The sequence below is a fragment of the Alteromonas sp. 4NS20-0143 genome, assembly GCF_057542855.1.
Genome location: NZ_BAAJLR010000001.1, coordinates 805,405 through 822,811, shown reverse-complemented (window position 1 = coordinate 822,811; position 17,407 = coordinate 805,405). Strand labels below are relative to the sequence as shown.

General features: G+C 44.9%; 12 protein-coding genes. 7 read left to right on the top strand and 5 right to left on the bottom strand.

Features of this window, described 5'->3' with window-relative positions:
* Positions 1-121 precede the first annotated feature (121 nt).
* Together lolD and AC27HD_RS03465 are read left to right on the top strand one after the other, a co-directional pair.
* Positions 122-820 carry a lipoprotein-releasing ABC transporter ATP-binding protein LolD gene (lolD, locus tag AC27HD_RS03470; protein WP_032095779.1) on the top strand — a complete coding sequence of 233 codons (699 nt, stop codon included), beginning with the start codon at positions 122-124 and terminating at the stop codon, positions 818-820.
* Positions 820-2,046, top strand: a complete 1,227-nt coding sequence (locus AC27HD_RS03465) for a lipoprotein-releasing ABC transporter permease subunit (protein WP_487103793.1) — start codon at positions 820-822, stop codon at positions 2,044-2,046. The genes lolD and AC27HD_RS03465 overlap by 1 nt, the downstream gene beginning before the upstream one ends.
* Positions 2,047-2,430: 384 nt before the next feature.
* Here AC27HD_RS03465 and AC27HD_RS03460 read toward each other — a convergent pair whose 3' ends face one another.
* Entirely contained in the window at positions 2,431-3,777 is a 1,347-nt protein-coding gene (locus AC27HD_RS03460) for a dicarboxylate/amino acid:cation symporter (protein WP_032095781.1), read from the bottom strand.
* Positions 3,778-3,893: 116 nt separating this feature from the next.
* Here AC27HD_RS03460 and AC27HD_RS03455 point away from each other — a divergent pair, with 116 nt between their 5' ends.
* The gene (locus tag AC27HD_RS03455; RefSeq protein WP_487103792.1) at positions 3,894-6,443 is read left to right on the top strand and encodes a beta strand repeat-containing protein; all 2,550 of its coding nucleotides are present in this window, start codon (positions 3,894-3,896) and stop codon (positions 6,441-6,443) included.
* A gap of 110 nt (positions 6,444-6,553) precedes the next feature.
* Here the strand turns inward: AC27HD_RS03455 and astB are convergent, their stop codons facing one another.
* Positions 6,554-7,894 carry an N-succinylarginine dihydrolase gene (gene astB / locus AC27HD_RS03450; protein WP_487103791.1) on the bottom strand — a complete coding sequence of 447 codons (1,341 nt, stop codon included), beginning with the start codon at positions 7,892-7,894 and terminating at the stop codon, positions 6,554-6,556.
* Positions 7,895-8,271: 377 nt separating this feature from the next.
* On the opposite strand from astB, the gene topA reads away from it, so the two are divergent.
* The 3 genes from topA to AC27HD_RS03435 are packed head-to-tail and all read left to right on the top strand — an operon-like array spanning position 8,272 to position 11,968.
* On the top strand, positions 8,272-10,947 hold the full coding sequence (topA, locus tag AC27HD_RS03445; RefSeq protein ID WP_487103790.1) for a type I DNA topoisomerase: 2,676 nt from the start codon (positions 8,272-8,274) through the stop codon (positions 10,945-10,947).
* Between the two features lie 23 nt (positions 10,948-10,970).
* Positions 10,971-11,510 (top strand): DUF2058 domain-containing protein, encoded by a 540-nt coding sequence (locus AC27HD_RS03440; RefSeq protein WP_032095785.1) that lies wholly within the window; start codon positions 10,971-10,973, stop codon positions 11,508-11,510.
* On the top strand, positions 11,504-11,968 hold the full coding sequence (locus tag AC27HD_RS03435) for a GNAT family N-acetyltransferase (RefSeq protein ID WP_235207815.1): 465 nt from the start codon (positions 11,504-11,506) through the stop codon (positions 11,966-11,968). Before AC27HD_RS03440 ends, AC27HD_RS03435 begins: the two co-directional genes overlap by 7 nt.
* 91 nt (positions 11,969-12,059) lie before the next feature.
* Here the strand turns inward: AC27HD_RS03435 and AC27HD_RS03430 are convergent, their stop codons facing one another.
* Positions 12,060-12,953, bottom strand: coding sequence for an AraC family transcriptional regulator (locus AC27HD_RS03430; RefSeq protein ID WP_487103789.1), 894 nt, complete (start codon positions 12,951-12,953; stop codon positions 12,060-12,062).
* A gap of 208 nt (positions 12,954-13,161) precedes the next feature.
* Between AC27HD_RS03430 and exaC the strand changes: the two genes are divergently transcribed.
* Positions 13,162-14,682, top strand: coding sequence for an acetaldehyde dehydrogenase ExaC (gene exaC, locus AC27HD_RS03425; RefSeq protein ID WP_487103788.1), 1,521 nt, complete (start codon positions 13,162-13,164; stop codon positions 14,680-14,682).
* A gap of 343 nt (positions 14,683-15,025) precedes the next feature.
* Here the strand turns inward: exaC and AC27HD_RS03420 are convergent, their stop codons facing one another.
* Both AC27HD_RS03420 and AC27HD_RS03415 read right to left on the bottom strand, forming a co-directional pair.
* Positions 15,026-15,697, bottom strand: coding sequence for a response regulator transcription factor (locus AC27HD_RS03420; RefSeq protein ID WP_032095789.1), 672 nt, complete (start codon positions 15,695-15,697; stop codon positions 15,026-15,028).
* A gap of 61 nt (positions 15,698-15,758) precedes the next feature.
* Entirely contained in the window at positions 15,759-17,315 is a 1,557-nt protein-coding gene (locus AC27HD_RS03415) for a sensor histidine kinase (protein ID WP_487103787.1), read from the bottom strand.
* Between the last annotated feature and the right edge of the window lie 92 nt (positions 17,316-17,407).

The window sequence follows — 17,407 nt, the reverse complement described above, 5'->3', positions numbered from 1 at the left end:
CGGGTTTTTAACAAGAAAAAGTATAAACCGCCAAAATAACATGCCCCTGTTATTTTCTATTTGGTGTTGGTAGTGTTTAACGCTACCATTCGCACACGGATAAATAGAGAAGAAAAACCGCATGCAGGACGTGCTTTGTTGCCACAACATTCATAAAAGTTATCACGACGGCAGTAATGAAACTCCCGTTCTTCAAGACATATCACTGTCAATTAAAGCCGGTGAGCATGTTGCCATTTTAGGTAGCTCAGGCTCAGGCAAAAGTACCTTGCTTCATTTGCTTGGTGGGCTCGATAAGCCAAGCAGTGGGGAAGTACAATTTAAAGGCAAAACCTTATCCTCCCTAAACGCGAATACTCTTGCTGCGTTACGCAACGAAGAGATGGGGTTCATTTACCAGTTTCATCACTTACTGGGTGAATTTTCGGCACTAGAAAATGTGGCTATGCCTCTAAGAATAAGAGGGCTTTCAGCAAAGGCAGCCCAAGATAAAGCCAAAGCCATGCTTGAAGAAGTTGGCTTATCACACCGTATCTCTCATCTGCCTGCGGCCCTCTCTGGCGGTGAACGTCAGCGGGTTGCAATTGCCCGAGCGCTTGTGACAGAGCCTTCCGTTGTGCTGGCCGATGAGCCCACCGGTAATTTAGACGACAGCACGGGTGAGCAAATATATAAGCTGCTAACCTCGTTAAGTGAGAAAAAGCACACCGCATTTGTGGTGGTAACCCACGATTTAGCGCTAGCAAACAGAATGGATAGAGTACTGCGTATTAAAGATGGAAAGCTGGTTCAGTCTGACGCTGTTGGGATGCAGTCATAATGTTCGCATTAGAACTTGCAAGGCAGTTTCGTAAAACGCGCTCGCAGCAGCGCTTTATTTCCTTTATCTCTATGTCGTCAACGGTAGGTATAGCGCTTGGTTGTTTTGTACTTATATTGCTATTAAGTGTTATGAACGGATTTGAAAAAGAGCTCACTAATAGAATACTCAGTGTTATTCCCCACGGAGAGCTTTACAGCGTTGATAAGAGAGGAATCGATAACCTTGACGCCCAGCGCTATCGTTTGGAGCAAGACGAGAGAATAGCGCGGGTTACGCCCTATACAAAGCTAACAGGAATGTTGCAATACAAGGGAGAGCTAAAAGCAATAGAACTAACGGGTATTATTGCAAAAGACAATCAGCAGCATTTTGAAGAACGGGTATCACAGCCTCAGTGGTTATCGTTTCAAGCCAACGATAAAGGGGTGTTAATTGGTCAAGGTATTGCTGAAAAGCTTGGCGTGCAGCCAGGCGATGCCGTGCAGGTATTAGTTCCTGTAGCAACGAATGACCTAACGTTTAAAGCGCCTAAAACAATTACCCTGACGGTGAGTGGGTTTTTATCTATAGGTGGAGAGTTGGACAACCTAGTAGGGTTGATGCACCTTGATATGGCATCGAATGCGGCCGAAATAACGTCAAAGGCTCAGGGCATGCAATTCACGTTTAACGATGCGTACTCTGCCAATGAGATTATGCGAGAGATAGGCTATAGCTACCCACAAGCCGTGTATATGTCTGATTGGACTCGCACTCAGGGGCACCTGTACAACGATATTCAACTGGTAAGGGCAGTGGTTTACATCGCCCTTGTGCTTGTGATTGGTGTTGCCTGCTTTAATATTGTGTCTTCTCTGGTGATGGCAGTAAGGGAAAAACAAGCCGCCATTGCAATTTTAAAGACAATGGGCGCTACAGATTCGCTGATACGGACTATTTTTATCTTACAAGGGATCATTAATGGGGTGGTGGGTATCACAACAGGTGTCTTATTAGCGTTGTTAGTCGCACCTAACTTGTCTGCAATCGTGCTGTTTATAGAAAACGCTTTAGGTATTGAGGTGCTCTCAGGCGATATCTACTTTATTGACTTTTTACCGTCTGAGCTACACTGGGGAGACGTTGGCATAACAATCACTGTGGCCTTAACATTATGTGTGTTGGCTACGCTGTACCCAGCCCAAAAGGCGGTAAAAATATCACCGTCCTCAGCGCTTCATTAATTGCCCTGCTACTAATAAGAGCACTAATAAGAGCACTAATAAGAAAACTAATATGATCGCTAATAAGTACCCCAAGATGACCGCCAGTATCATTGCGGGTGCGTTATTCGTTGCCAGCATCATGACTATGCGGCGTTGAGGACATACGGGTGACCGTATTGAAGCAGGGTTACCGTATTGAAGCAGGGTGAACGCATTGAAGCAGGGTTACCGTATTGAAGCAGGGTGAACGCATTGAAGCAGGGTAAACGTATTGAAGCGAATAGGGTTTGATATGAAAGCCCAATAAAAAAGGTAGCGTATAAGCTACCTTTTTATGTATGGGATAAAGACAAGACAAACGCCTAAGTTATTCTTGCCATGACGTTTTATCTCACCTTGCCATTATTTGTTGCGGTCGAAGTGCTCAAAGTCTACGTCTTCTTGTTTTTCACCCGCGTTAGGGTCGTTAAATATATCTTCATCTAACGCGCCTTCGCTTTTAGCGACAACACAGGACACCATGCAATCGCCAGTAATGTTAACGGCAGTACGGGTCATATCAAGCAGTCTGTCTACACCGATAATAAGGGCAATTCCCTCAACGGGTAAGTTGACTTGCTGAAGCACCATGGCAAGCATAATGAGACCAACACCTGGCACACCTGCAGTACCGATTGACGCCAATGTGGCGGTTAACACAACCATCATGTAATCGCCTAAGCTTAAGTCGACAGCGTAAACCTGAGCAATAAATACCGTGGCAACACCCTGCATAATAGCGGTGCCGTCCATATTAATGGTTGCGCCTAAAGGTAAGGTAAATGAAGACACCGAGTTACCCACCCCTAACTTGTTCTTTGCCGTTTCCATAGTCACAGGCAGGGTTGCACTGCTGCTTGATGTACTAAAGGCGAACAGGGCGGCATCGCGCATTTTCTTAAGTAATATAAGTGGGTTTAGTCCAGCAAGTACCTTGAGCAGTACCGAGTAGGTCACCAAACCGTGAAGAATAAGCACGCCAAATACCAAGAAAAAGTACTTGGCAAGGCTGAGAATGGTATCGCCGCCAATGGTTGAGAACAGCTTTGCCATCAACACATACACACCATAGGGTGCTAGGTTCATAATAATAGTCACCAAGCGCATTATTACTGTGTTGATATCTTCAAATACGGCGGTAAGTCGTTTACCTGCATTCCCCGTCATTGCCATTGCTATACCAAATAGCACTGCAAAAACAATTATTTGCAGCATATTCCCTTGTGCCATAGAATTGATAGGATTACTGGGGAACATGTTGACGATAACGTCTGACAGGCTCGGTGCTTCTTTTGCCTGGAACGTGGTTTCAGTCGCTAAATTTAGCCCGTCGCCTGGTGCAACAATTAACGCTATACTCATAGCCAGTGTTATTGCTATGGCGGTTGTGACAACATAAAGTCCGACAGACTTTGCGCCTAACCGACCTAACTTACTGGGGTCTGACAGTGTGCTAGTTCCACATATTAGTGAAACGAATACCAATGGCACCACCAGCATTTTTAAGCTGGCAATGAATATTTGGCCTAAAGTTGAAAATATACCTTCTACAAGAATGTTATACGTAGAGAGTTCTAAACCGAATATCGAAAATGTGAAATCTCCGCTATCATCAAACAATAATTGGAGTAACACGCCTGTCAAGATACCGGTTGCCATGCCGATAAAGATGCGAGCGGTTAAACTATACTTGTGTGCAGATTGAGACATGAAAGTTCCCTGTGCATTATTATACTTTTTTAGTCTCACGTAGTGTGCCAGATTCATTTGATTTTTAAACATAAAAAACGACGCAATTGCCATTAATAGAGGTTCAGGAACGAATTATGCGGACATTAGCGAAGACGCTAAGCTTATTTAGCGCAATATTTATGCTAACAGCATGTGGGGGAGGCGGTTCCGTCTCTAGAGACGACACGGACAATGGTGCTGGAAATGGCAACGGTGGGACGACTACACCGACCTACACGGTGTCTCTTGCCCTTGAAAATGCCAATGGTGAAGGCGATAACAACTTATCAGAAAACAACAGCCTCACCGTGGTAGCCACAGTCACCGATCAAGACGGTAATGCACTGTCTGATAGCTTAGTGACTTTTGCGCTGGACAATGCCGCGCTGGCAACCTTTGCTAATGATACAGGCACCGCCCGCACCAATGACAGCGGGGTCGCGCGTATAGGCCTTAATGCCAGCACCGCGTCGGGCGACGGTCAAATCACCGCCAGTTTAAATACTGGGGAGACGGGAACGACGACATTTTCGGCAACAGCCGCAGCAACCGGGTCAACAGAATCGTCCGTAACACTGACATTGCAAAACAGTGATGGCGAAGAAGACAATGAGCTTTCTACTAATAACGCACTTACCGCAGTTGCAACGGTGACTGACGCTGATGGGAATCCACAAGACGACGTATTGCTTACGTTCTCACTGAGCAACAGTGACCTAGCAGAGTTTTCAAATGACACGGCAACTGCATTAACAGATGAAAACGGTATTGCTTCCATTGGTATAACGGTAAGCGATTTATCTGGCGATGGAGAAGTAACTGTTACCTTACCAACGGGCGAGTCTGGTTCTACAACGTTTAGTTCTCAAGGGCGCACAAGTGTCAGTGAAGAGCCTGCCTCGTTAGAGCTTTTTGCAGACAGTATTCAACTAGCATCAAGCGGTAGCGATGAAGTTGAGTTAATCGCACTGGTTAAAAACGAGCAAAGTGTGCTGATGGAAGGCGTGGAAGTGAGCTTTTCAGCGCCGAGCGCAGATGGCGTTGAATTACAGCTTATTCAAACTACTACAGCGGCAGATGGTACCGCCCGTGCACTATTATCTACTCGAAACAATGCCGCTAATCGCATTGTCACGGTTTCAGCACAAGCAGGTTCCCTTAGCCCAGAAAACGTGTCTATCGAAATTGATGGAACGGAAGTAACGGTAAACGGTGCATCATCAGTTATTTTAAATGATACGGTAAATTACACCATTCGCGTTCAAGACTCTGATGGCACATCAATACTGAATCAATCTGTCCAGCTTGAAGCCAGCGGCGGTACACTTGGCACCTCTGAGGTGAACACCGGCTCTACAGGCCAGGCAACGGTATCCTATACCGCATCAGAGTCAGGGGAAAATACAATTACGGCGACCGCGCTTAATGCCAGTGCTACGTTTACTGTGCAAGTACAGCAAGATGAATTTAACTTCGTCAATCTCCCTACTGAAGAAGTGCCTGTAGGCCAGCAGCAGTCGATTACAGTGCAGTGGCGTCAGAACAATTCACCCGTCGTTGGCGAAGACATTACGTTTAGTGCTTCACGCGGTGTAATAAACGGTGCATCAACGGTGGCAACCGATGCAAACGGTGAGGCTACAATTAGCATAAGCTCAACCAATGCCGGCATATCATCTATCACGGCAACGGCGACAGACGTGAATGGCGATGTGCTTGTTTCTGCGCTCACGCAAATTGAGTTTGTTGCTACCACTCCACACACGTTAATTGCTGATGCGTCACCGGATTTATTGGGTCCAGACGGTCAAACCAGTACTATAAGCGCTGTTGTGAGAGATGTAGATGGCAATTTGGTGAAAAACAGTGTGATTAATTTCTCGGTGTCAGACGTTTCAACCGGTTTTGTTTCACCTTCACAAGCAACAACAGACAGTAAAGGCATTGCGACTACTGTATTTACGTCAGGGTCTGTTTCTACGCCTGACGCGGTGGTTATTACAGCATTCGTTGCTGATGATCCGGCAATAGAAGACGATGTTGTTTTAACCGTTGGTAACCGTGCTTTTGATATCTCGATCGGTACCGGTAACGAGTTGGAAGAGCCTACTTCAACAACCTACTTAAAACGCTTCAGCGTATTTGTGTCAGACTCTGTGGGTCAGCCTGTTAGCGGCGTAGAGCTTACTGCATCTGTTACCCCTGTTAAATTTGTGGATGGCGGCGAGTATCGTACCGGCTTTTGGTTTTACAACGACGATGAATCCATTTGGCAGGCTATCGTCAATCAAAACTGTGAAACTGAAGATGTGAATGACAACGGTATTTTAGACACTACGCCTCGCGACGAGGATACCAATGGCGACGATATGTTAACGCCAGGTTCGGTTGGCACAATCACATTTGCGGTGGACTCGGTGACTGATGAGAATGGCTATGCGGAGCTAGAGTATCGTTATCCTGCAAGCTATGCGGTTTGGTACGATGCGGTTATTTCTGTATTCGGTCAATCGACAGGTAGTGAAGCTAAAGCATCGATGCATTACACATTGAGCATTTCTGCTGATGATGTAACTGATGAAGGTTCATCCCCGCCGGCTAATCCGTTTGGCGTAACAGACCAATGTACTGAGGTGACTCCGTAATGCCATTAGATTGGTAGTGAGACACTAGTTAACAATAAAAAGCCGGCTTCATTGCCGGCTTTTTAATATGCTGTGAAAGCTACTTACGCTAAAGCGCATTTAATAGGCTATTACCCCTGCTGAAACGGATAAACCGAGCCTATTTGAAGCAGCTGTGTAAGTTCATCAAGTGCAGTGCGAGATTCGATAAGTAACTGCGGATCTCTCAAGTCATCTTCACTTAATTCATCGCGATAATGCTTATCAATCCACGCATTTAGGCGAGCAAATTGGGTGTCGTTGATCAGAGTAGACTGATTAACACCGTTTAGCTCATCTTCACTCATTGCTACGCGCAAGCGTAAACACGCCGGGCCGCCACCGTTTCGCATGCTTTGTTTAACATCAAAATAGTTAACCGACTTTATAGGCGTACCCAGAGTGACAAGGTTGTCTAAATAGGCTTTAACAGAATCGTTCTCAGCACAGTCCGTAGGCGCAATAATCGTCATTTCACCATTTGGCAGAGTAATGATTTGCGTATTAAACAAGTAGGTTTTCACTGCGTCTTGCACTGACACTTGTGCCGTAGGCACTTCAATGAAGTGCAGTGGCTTTTCACCAAACTTACGCTGTAATTCGGCAAACCCTTTCTCTTTTTCATGAAACGCTTGTTCATGGAAGAACAGTACGTTTTGGTTACCTACCGCGATAACATCGTTGTGAAATACACCTTGATCAATAACATCAGGGTTTTGCTGCATATACACAACACCTTCGTCACGCAAACCATGTAAACGAGCTACCGCTTGACACGCTTCCAGTGTTTGTCTAGCGGGGTATTTTGTTGGTGCAGGCTTTGAGGGGTCAAAGGCATGTCTACCGTAAACAAATAACTCAACACCCGCTTCGTTATAATCGCTGCACAAACGGGTATGGTTTGCTGCACCTTCATCGCCAAAATGTTCATTGTCAGGCAGATGTTGGTGATGGGCAAAGTAGGTATCGTTTGCAAACGTACCGCGCAAAATATTGCCTGTGACTTGAGGTTCTAACGACCTGTGAAACTTGTTTGTTAAGTTTGCAGGGGTGAAATGCACCCGTCCGTCCGCTGTATCGGCACTAGGAGACACAGTGGCGGCATTTGCTGTCCACATGCTACTGGCAGAGCAACATGCTAAAAATATCTCGCGAGATTGCTTTGCAGCGCTTTCTAGTACCCTCGCATCTGTGCCGGTGAAGCCTAATCGACGTAGCGCGTTAATGTCAGGTCGTTCTTGCGGAGCCAACACGCCTTGCATCATTCCCATGTCCGACAGCGCTTTCGCTTTGGCCAATCCCTGTTTAGCAGCCTGCTTTGGACTACTCACTGCATTGGCATTGTTGAGAGAAGCAACATTACCGAATGATAGGCCGGCGTAATTGTGGGTTGGGCCAACAAGGCCATCAAAATTCACTTCAAATTGCTTCATACTTTCCCTCTATTTGGTGTTTGGGCATTTGAACGCTACGCTGTATAGTTCTAGGCATTCAGCAAGGCGTTCAACAATCGCGCTTTTTTTACCACCAATGCGCATTTAACCTGTAACAGGGCGCAGTGGTGTTAGTGGAATGGCTGGCATTATACGGCTTTTAAAGGCTTTGCCAATCGCGCTGCTTATTTCTTGTACAGTTTTTGTGTGAGATTGAAGCAAGTGGAAGAATAAGTATGAAGAAGATCTTGTTTTCCATTCACTTTGTAGATATATGTTAAAAAAGAGCGGGCACCCTATATATAGTGCAAGGTTGCATCAATTTTCGGTATTTGACGTAAGAAGTCATTTAAAATCAATAGGTTTAGTTCAATTATATGGCAAAATCACTGGTCATAGTCGAGTCACCAGCCAAAGCGAAAACGATAAATAAATATCTTGGTAAAGATTTTATCGTAAAAAGTTCGGTTGGCCATGTTCGGGATCTTCCAACGAAGGCTTTAGGTAACGTAGAGCCTAAAAAACCGGCAAAAGAACTCAAAACATACAGCGACGAAGCACGTCAAGAATACCTTCGCCGCCATGAATATTTAAAACTTGTAGACAGAATGGGCGTCGATCCTGAAAAAAATTGGCATGCTCATTATCAAGTGCTGCAAGGTAAAGAAAAAGTTGTTAACGAACTAAAGAAGTTGGCTAAAGATGCCGACACCATCTACCTCGCAACGGATTTGGACCGAGAAGGAGAGGCCATTGCCTGGCATCTACAGGAATTACTCGGCAGCAAAGGCAAAACCTACCAGCGTGTGGTGTTTAACGAAATTACAAAAAATGCCATTCAGGATGCGTTCTCTGCGCCTGGTGAGCTTAATATCTCTCGTGTTAATGCGCAGCAAGCACGACGGTTCCTCGATAGAGTCGTTGGTTTTATGGTATCGCCTCTACTTTGGAAAAAAGTAGCCCGAGGATTGTCTGCAGGGCGCGTTCAGTCTGTTGCAGTGCGTTTGGTGGTAGAGCGTGAGCGAGAGATTAAAGCGTTTGTCCCCGAAGAGTTTTGGGATATTCACGCAGACCTTACCAGCAAGGAACAAGCCGCGCTAAAAATGCTTGTGGCCAAGTATCAGGGCAGTGCATTTAAGCCAAAAAATAAAGACGATGCAGATAAGGCATTAGCCGATTTAAAAGGTGCCGATTACACCGTTGAAAGTCGTGAGTCTAAGCCTACGTCAAGCCGTCCCTCTGCACCATTTATTACATCAACCCTTCAGCAGGCGGCGAGCACTCGTCTAGGCTTTGGCGTTAAGAAAACGATGATGATGGCTCAGCGTCTTTATGAGGCTGGATACATCACGTATATGCGTACTGACTCAACCAACTTAAGCCAAGAAGCGGTTGAAAGTGCAAGGGCTTATATTACCGATAATTTCGGTGATAAATATCTCCCCGATTCTGCCATACGCTACGGCAGTAAAGAGGGTGCACAAGAGGCTCACGAAGCTATTCGTCCTTCAAACGTGACCATAAGTGCGGCAAGTCTAGGCGATATGGAGCGTGATGCTCAGCGTCTTTACGAGCTAATTTGGCGTCAATTCTTAGCCTGTCAGATGACGCCTGCTAAATACGATGCAACAACGATTAAAGTGGTTGCGGCGGATTATGAACTCACCGCAAAAGGCCGAGTGCTTAAATTTGACGGTTGGACACGTGTTCAGCCTCAGTTGCGCAAAAAAGGTGACGATGAATTATTGCTACCTGACGTGCAAAAGGGCGATTCACTTACGCTAAACGAATTAGATCCTAAGCAGCATTTCACTAAGCCTGTAGCTCGCTTTAACGAAGCTTCCTTGGTAAAAGAGCTTGAAAAGCGTGGAATTGGCCGTCCTTCGACTTACGCCAGTATTATCTCAACCATTCAAGATCGCGGTTATGTAAGACTGGATAATAAACGCTTCTACGCTGAAAAAATGGGCGAGATAGTGAACGATCGTTTGATGGAAAACTTCGACGATTTAATGAGCTTCGACTTTACCGCGAATATGGAGCAGCACTTAGATGATATCGCCGAAGGCAATAAAAATTGGAAAGACGTACTTAACGACTTTTACAGTGACTTCTACGGTCAATTATTAAACGCTGAAAAAGATCCAGAAGACGGTGGTATGCGCCTAAACCAGGCTATTCCTGCTGGCATAGAGTGCGAGAAGTGCGGCCGTGAAATGAACGTTAGGACTGCCTCCACAGGGGTCTTTTTAGGGTGTTCAGGCTACAACCTGCCACCTAAGGAACGCTGTACCAACACCATGAACCTAACATCGGGTGATGAGGTGGTGAAGGTTGATGACGAAGAAGAGCTAGAAACCGAAGCACTGCGCTCTAAAAAACGTTGCGCTAAGTGCGGCACAGCGATGGACAGCTATCTCGTGGATGAGACGAGAAAGTTACACGTGTGTGGTAACACGCCTACCTGTGACGGAACAGTTGTTGAAACCGGTACCTTTAAAATAAAAGGGTACGACGGCCCTATCATTGAATGCGATAAATGCAGCAGTGATATGGAGCTGAAAAACGGTCGATTTGGCAAATACTTTGGTTGTACTAACGAAGAATGCAAAAACACCCGTAAACTACTTCGAAATGGTGAAGCAGCTCCACCTAAAGAAGATCCAGTGGATTTACCGGAACTTCCATGCGAGAAAACCGACGCACACTTTATGCTGCGTGATGGTGCTTCAGGTATTTTCTTAGCGGCCCACAATTTCCCTAAGTCCAGAGAGACCCGTGCGCCTAAAGTTCACGAACTTGCTCGCTTTAGAGACCGTATTTCGCCTAAGTTCTATTATCTTGCCGATGCGCCAGCTAAAGATTCAGACGGAAACGAGACTATTGTTCGATACAGTCGTAAGACAAAGCAACAGTACGTGATGAGTGAGAATGCAGAGGGCAAAGCGACTGGATGGTCGGCGTGGTATGAGAACGGCAAGTGGCAAGAGCAGGCACCGAAAAAGCCAGCTGCAAAGAAGCCAGCGGCAAAATCTAAAGCCAAAAAGAAGTAACTAAATAGGTAATTGAACGAAATATGGCCTCTTTACAAGACCAACTTTTGAAAGCGGGATTAGCGGACAAAGGCACGGCTAAAAAAGCCCGTGCTGAAAAGCGCAAAAAGCAGAAACAGAAGAAGCCAGTAGTGGATGAAGCCACTCTGGCTGCTCAAAAAGCAGCAGAAGAGAAAAAGGAACGTTCGCGAGAGCTGAACCAGCTTCAGCAAAACGAACGAGAGAAACGCTCGATTGTCGCTCAGGTTAAACAGCTTATTGAAACTAATAAGCAAGCGCGCAAAGGCGATACGGTGCTCAACTTTACCCACGATAATGTAGTAAAGCGTATGTACGTGAGCGCAGACATTCATCGCCAGGTGACAAAGGGTCGTTTAACCGTCGTGTTACTTGATGATGCGTATGAGCTAGTGCCGACGCCTGTGGCGGATAAAATAGCCCAGCGCGACGATAGCGTTATTGTTTACCGTGCCGATTTAGATAAGAGCGGTACAGACGGTAAAGATGAAGCAGAAGATGACTGGTATGCTGACTACGAAATCCCTGATGATTTAACGTGGTAACTGGTTTGGTCATTACTTGGCAACTGTGTTCTTTCAATGAACTAACGACTAATCAACTCTTCGACTTGTTAAAGTTGAGAGTTGATGTGTTTGTGGTAGAGCAAACCTGTCCGTACCCTGAACTTGACGAAAAAGACAGGCACCCTGATACTCGGCACCTTATGGGGTTTGTTGATGGTATCTTAGTCGCTTGTGCGAGACTGCTGTCTAAGGGTGTTAGCTTTCCGTCAGTCAGTATTGGGCGAATTGCAACGCATAAAGACGTTCGCGGCAAAGGGGCGGGTAAAACGTTAGTTAATAAAGCGATAGCAGAGTGCGAAATGCTGTGGCCTAATGAAGCCATTGAAATAGGCGCACAGGAGTATCTGCTGTCTTTCTATGAAAGCTTTGGTTTTGTTTCTATATCGCCTATGTATTTGGAAGATGATATCCCTCATGTGGATATGAAACGGGTGTGAATCGATTTAAGTCGAACAATGCTTTCAACCCCTCAGTGCATCAATCTTTTTATTCTATTCACTCATTTCAAATACCACATTAGCACGAAGGCTAGTGTCGGCATTCCCGTGGGGCAATGCCAAAAGCTTGTTTGAATAAGCGACTGAAGTGGCTTGCGCTATTAAAGCCTAAATCAAAGCATACGCTGCTAATTGCCTTGCCTTTTAACAGTTGAGAGCGGGCTTTTTGTAATCTTAACTGCCTTTGAAACAGCGCTGGTGTGGTGCCAAAGGCCAGTCTAAACTGCTGATAAAACTTGCTTCTGCTCATACACGCTATTTTACACAACTCATTGATATCCAATTCTTCTGCTAAATGGCTTTCTATGTATTCAATCGCGTTACTTATTTTCCCTTTAAGTTGCAGTGTCTGTGAGCTAGCAAGCAGCAAATCTCGGCTTTGTTGCTGAAGCAAACGAGTGATCAGTTCATTCAGCGATAAATCAATTAAATAGTGACGCTCTGCGCCCTGCTCACTGAATAAATGTACCATTCGCTCTAGAAGCTGTTGGGTTTGAGCATTGTGCTTTGTATGTACTAAATCTGGTGTGTATTCAAACAATCCGTCTGACGCTATTCTCTGCTGCATATTCAGCGCCTCAGATACTGCGTTAATCTTATCTTTACTTATTTCAATCGCAAGGCATGTGGTAGGGGTATTTAACGAAGCTTGAGGGAAGTCAATCAGCACCTTCTGTTTTGGCGCAATGACAAAAGACTCATGAGGTAAAAAAGCGTTGTGATACTGACTACTATCCACATGCATAATTTTTTTGCCAGTCAGCATGGCGCAAAAAAGAAGTTCATCTGAGTGAAGCGCCACTTTTTGAGCGCTTTCGTAGGTATCGTAAATACTCAGTTCACTGTTGTCGGCAGCAAACGTCACCTTATTTTCAATCAATACATCAAGCTGTTGACGCTTTTTATCTAATCTTGGTGTGTGCATCTTTAACCTTTACTTTTTCCTGTACTTTTTCTTGTACTTGTTAATTGTGGAATTACAGACAAGTTTCTTGGACAGCAAATCAAGAGAACGCCAATTTGTTAGTTTAATGTAAAGCAATGGTAAATATAAAGCATGTTTTTTTCGTCAAGAGTTACGACTAATAGCGATAGCGATTTACCCCTTTAAACAACAAAAAGAGAGTAAAGATATGATTTATGCAAATCCTGGAAGCGATGGTGCCCTCGTAAACTTTAAATCTGAGTATGGGAATTACATTGGAGGAGAGTGGGTGAAGCCGGTCAATGGGAACTATTTTGACAATATTAGCCCAGTTAACGGCAAAGTATTCTGTAAAATACCCCGTTCAGATAGTGCTGACATTAATCTTGCGCTGGATAAAGCCCATGCCGTGAAAGCTGAGTGGGGAACCACTTCGGTTACTGAGCGCAGCAATATCCTCCTTAAAATTGCAGATCGCATTGATGAAAACCTCGAGCTACTCGCTGTTGCCGATTCGTGGGATAACGGTAAAGCAGTGCGGGAAACCCTCGCTGCAGATATTCCTTTAGCAGCAGATCACTTTAGATACTTTGCCGGTTGCTTGCGTTCGCAAGATGGCTCTATTGGTGAAATTGATGAAACAACGGTTGCCTATCATTTTCACGAGCCTCTGGGTGTGGTGGGGCAAATTATTCCCTGGAATTTTCCTATTCTGATGGCCGCTTGGAAATTAGCACCTGCGCTGGCCGCTGGGAATTGCGTTGTGCTTAAGCCTGCCGAGCAAACGCCTGCATCTATCTTAGTGTTAGCCGAAATAGTGGGTGATTTACTTCCGCCGGGAGTACTCAACATTGTCAACGGGTTTGGCAAAGAAGCCGGAGAAGCGCTAGCAACCAGTAAACGAATTGCCAAAATTGCCTTTACAGGCTCTACCCCTGTTGGCTCTCATATTTTGAAATGTGCTGCAGATAATATTATTCCCTCTACCGTAGAGCTTGGCGGTAAGTCACCTAATATATTCTTCAACGATGTCATGGACCACGATGATGCATTTCTTTCAAAAGCGATTGAAGGAGCAGTGCTCGCGTACTTTAACCAAGGGGAAGTGTGTACCTGTCCATCTCGCTTATTCATCCAAGAGGATATATACGACAAGTTTATGGAGAAAATACTTGAGCGTACCGCCCAAATTATACGCGGTAACCCTCTTGATACCGAAACCATGGTTGGTGCTCAGGCATCTGAAGCCCAGTTTAATAAAATTTTAAATTACATTGATATCGGCAAGAAAGAAGGCGCAGAGGTGCTTACCGGCGGCAATATAGAAAAGCTAACTGACGAACTCAACGGCGGTTTTTATATTCAGCCAACGCTGTTGAAAGGCACCAACGATATGCGAGTGTTTCAAGAGGAAATTTTTGGGCCCGTTATTTCTATGTCTACGTTTAAAGATGAAGCTGAAGCCCTCAAATTGGCCAATAGTTCCGAGTTTGGTTTAGGTGCTGGCGTGTGGAGTCGAAATATGAATTTGGCCTATCGCATGGGACGCAAAATAGAAGCGGGCAGGGTATGGACTAACTGCTATCACATGTATCCTGCCCATGCCGCTTTTGGAGGATATAAAAAATCAGGCATTGGCCGAGAGACGCACAAGCTAGCGCTTAGTCACTATCAACAAACCAAAAACCTGTTAGTTAGTTATAGCGAGGATCCACTCGGATTCTTTTAGTTAACCGGTAGAAGGTTGAATGTATTAGTGGCGACAGTAGAAGGGTAGAGGTAGAAGGACGGAGGTAGAAGGGCAGAGGTAGAAGGGCAGAGGGTTTTTAATCTTCTGTTCATCTACTTTTAATCAAGCGTAAAAGGTTTCGTTATAATTTTTCTCTACTATACAAAGGGTAGCAAGTGCAGTTGCCCTGATGCTTAAAGGACATCAGGGATGTCGGCGGAATATCTTGGGTTAAGGATTTGATGTGTGTGCCAATGATAAACCGTGTTAACGACAACACCGCCATTATCGCTACAACTATGCCCAACGTTGTCCCTTCGTTGGGCTTTTTTTATTTGCGGTTTTATTTTACCGTTAAACGATAACCATTTCCCCGCAATGTTTCTATTGAAATTGAGTCATTGGCGCTAAGCTTTTGCCTTAGGCGACTGATATACACATCGACAACGTTAGTGAGTGGATCGCTATGGCTTTTCCAAACTCGACTCAGTATCCGTTCTCGCGAGAGCACTTTCTCCGCATTTTCAGCAAAATAATACAAGGTGTCATACTCTAGCTTTGTAAGTGATAGCTCATCGCCGCACAAGGTCACAATTCTAGAATCTTTATCAATTTGCAAGGGGCCCACTGTTAAACTGTCGTCCACAGTTGCCGACCCCGCTCTGCGTTTTAGTGCAGTGATACGCGCTAATAATTCGTCAAAGTCGAAAGGTTTACATAAATAGTCATCAGCACCTAAAGTAAGGCCATTAACGCGCTCTTTTACGTCATCCACGGCAGTCAGTAGTAATACCATTGGTGCATTTGGCATGGCCTTTATCGTGGGTAAAAGCTCGACACTGTCCTCATCGCCAAACATTCTATCTAGCACAGCAATACTTGGCGACTCTTGCCGAATTCGTGTAATTAGATTGTGTAACGTACTCTCTTCTACGCATTGATATCCCTCGGCAGTGAGGCCGCGAGATAAAAATCGCAATAGAGGCGCCTCATCGTCGGCAATTAAAATTTTCATTATAGCTTGTCTCTTCTCTTTCTTGTTTGTTCGCTGTTAGCCCTAAGAGCCGGCGCTAGCGTTAATGCGATGCTGGTTTTTTCAAGGATATTGTAAAGACCGACCCCTTTGATAGCACTGAGCTTGCCGTTAGTGTTCCGCCATGCGCTTCAGCAATGGCTTTTGCAATTGAAAGACCTAAACCCATGCCATCTCCCTGTCGCTTAAGGCGAACAAAGCGTTCAAAAATATGCTCCAAGTCGGAAGAAGAAATACCTTCGCTGGTATCCATGATATTAATACGTATCCAGTTATTATCATCATCTAGTGATACTACGATGGGGGTGCCGGGCGAGGAATATTTATTAGCGTTCTCAATCAAAATGGTTAATGCCTGAATGATTCGCTCTTTGTCTATCACAACGCTCTGATTGTGTTGAAGTTGGCTCTGAAAAGTAATGTCACGTGTTTTAATCACTTTCTGCCACTTGGTCACTTGTTCAGAAAGTTCGCTCTCGAGCGTGCACTGAGCAACGTCTAAGGTAAATTCGTGCATTTCAGCCCTTGCTAATAAAAGCAGATCGTCTACCAGCTTACTGAGCTTTACCGATTGCTCTAAAATGGTGTTAAGCGTTTCTTGGTAAATTTCCACAGTAGCGGTTTGTTGACGAAGGGTTACCTGCGCTTCTCCTCGAATAATAGTGAGAGGGGTGCGCAGCTCATGGCTGACATCCGCCATAAATTGACGGCGTTTAGTATCGAGTTGCGTCAGCTTGTTATTGACCTCCTGCAGTGCCCGCGTTCGTGTTTCCACCTCATACTCAAGTTGCTTTCGGTGTGCAGACGCTTTGTCTTCATGGGCGCCAAGCCGCACAATCATAGAATTAAACGCTTTAACTAAATCGGTAAATTCGCTATCGAGAGTTTCTGGTAGCCTATAATGATAGTTACCGGAGGCAATAGCGTCTGTTCCCGTTCGAATAACAGTGAGCGGATGATACAACGCATTAAATAGCCAATAGCATCCTAATAAGATAAACGGACATGTAATGGCACCTAAAATAATGGTAAACCAAACAATACTGGTATTCAGTGTGTCTATACTTGAATTAATGCCCGACACCACGCTGCTTTGGCGCACAACAGCGGTATTAATGGCTTCTCGAAATTGATTATCAATGGTGCTTTCAAGCAGCGTATGCAGTCTTTCTTGCTCTTTTAATGGTGTACTATCATTGCGCGCGGCTATAGCGCGAAATTCGTCGACAATACTGCCAATCAATGCCTCTAGTTCGTCAGTGTCTTCAACACTTCCCTGAGTTGCGTCAAGGCCAAGAGCGTCACGCTGAGCAAGCTCAAATTGTTTTATTCTTGCTATAGATTGGTCAATTCTTTCCTGTTTATTTCTTACGTTTGCTTGGTTTGCACTTTTACCGAAGATAAGTTCGTCAGTCAGTTGTTTAAATAGTCGGTAGGATGTACTGGAAAGCTGCTGATGTTCAGACAATAAGGACTGAGCCAGCTGACTTTGTTCTAAATTGGTTCGCGTAAGATGTGCAGTTACCGCAGCGCTAGCAAGAGCGATGAATAGAATAAAGGTAGAGAGAAGGCCAAAAAGGTATAGTTTGCGTTTGTACATAAGAGCAGTAAGCTTCCGGTATTTATAACTATTACGTTATGTTATTGTAAATTGGTCACTTATAAACCCAGTAATCCAAATGTCGCTATCCC

Bases quoted from the DNA above. Each gene is read 5' to 3' on its own strand.
- AC27HD_RS03440 (WP_032095785.1), top strand. From the start codon at position 10,971: ATGGCCTCTTTACAAGACCAACTTTTGAAAGCGGGATTAGCGGACAAA.
- AC27HD_RS03430 (WP_487103789.1), bottom strand. From the start codon at position 12,953: ATGCACACACCAAGATTAGATAAAAAGCGTCAACAGCTTGATGTATTG.
- AC27HD_RS03420 (WP_032095789.1), bottom strand. From the start codon at position 15,697: ATGAAAATTTTAATTGCCGACGATGAGGCGCCTCTATTGCGATTTTTA.
- lolD (WP_032095779.1), top strand. From the start codon at position 122: ATGCAGGACGTGCTTTGTTGCCACAACATTCATAAAAGTTATCACGAC.
- astB (WP_487103791.1), bottom strand. From the start codon at position 7,894: ATGAAGCAATTTGAAGTGAATTTTGATGGCCTTGTTGGCCCAACCCAC.
- topA (WP_487103790.1), top strand. From the start codon at position 8,272: ATGGCAAAATCACTGGTCATAGTCGAGTCACCAGCCAAAGCGAAAACG.
- AC27HD_RS03455 (WP_487103792.1), top strand. From the start codon at position 3,894: ATGCGGACATTAGCGAAGACGCTAAGCTTATTTAGCGCAATATTTATG.
- AC27HD_RS03415 (WP_487103787.1), bottom strand. From the start codon at position 17,315: ATGTACAAACGCAAACTATACCTTTTTGGCCTTCTCTCTACCTTTATT.
- AC27HD_RS03460 (WP_032095781.1), bottom strand. From the start codon at position 3,777: ATGTCTCAATCTGCACACAAGTATAGTTTAACCGCTCGCATCTTTATC.
- AC27HD_RS03465 (WP_487103793.1), top strand. From the start codon at position 820: ATGTTCGCATTAGAACTTGCAAGGCAGTTTCGTAAAACGCGCTCGCAG.
- exaC (WP_487103788.1), top strand. From the start codon at position 13,162: ATGATTTATGCAAATCCTGGAAGCGATGGTGCCCTCGTAAACTTTAAA.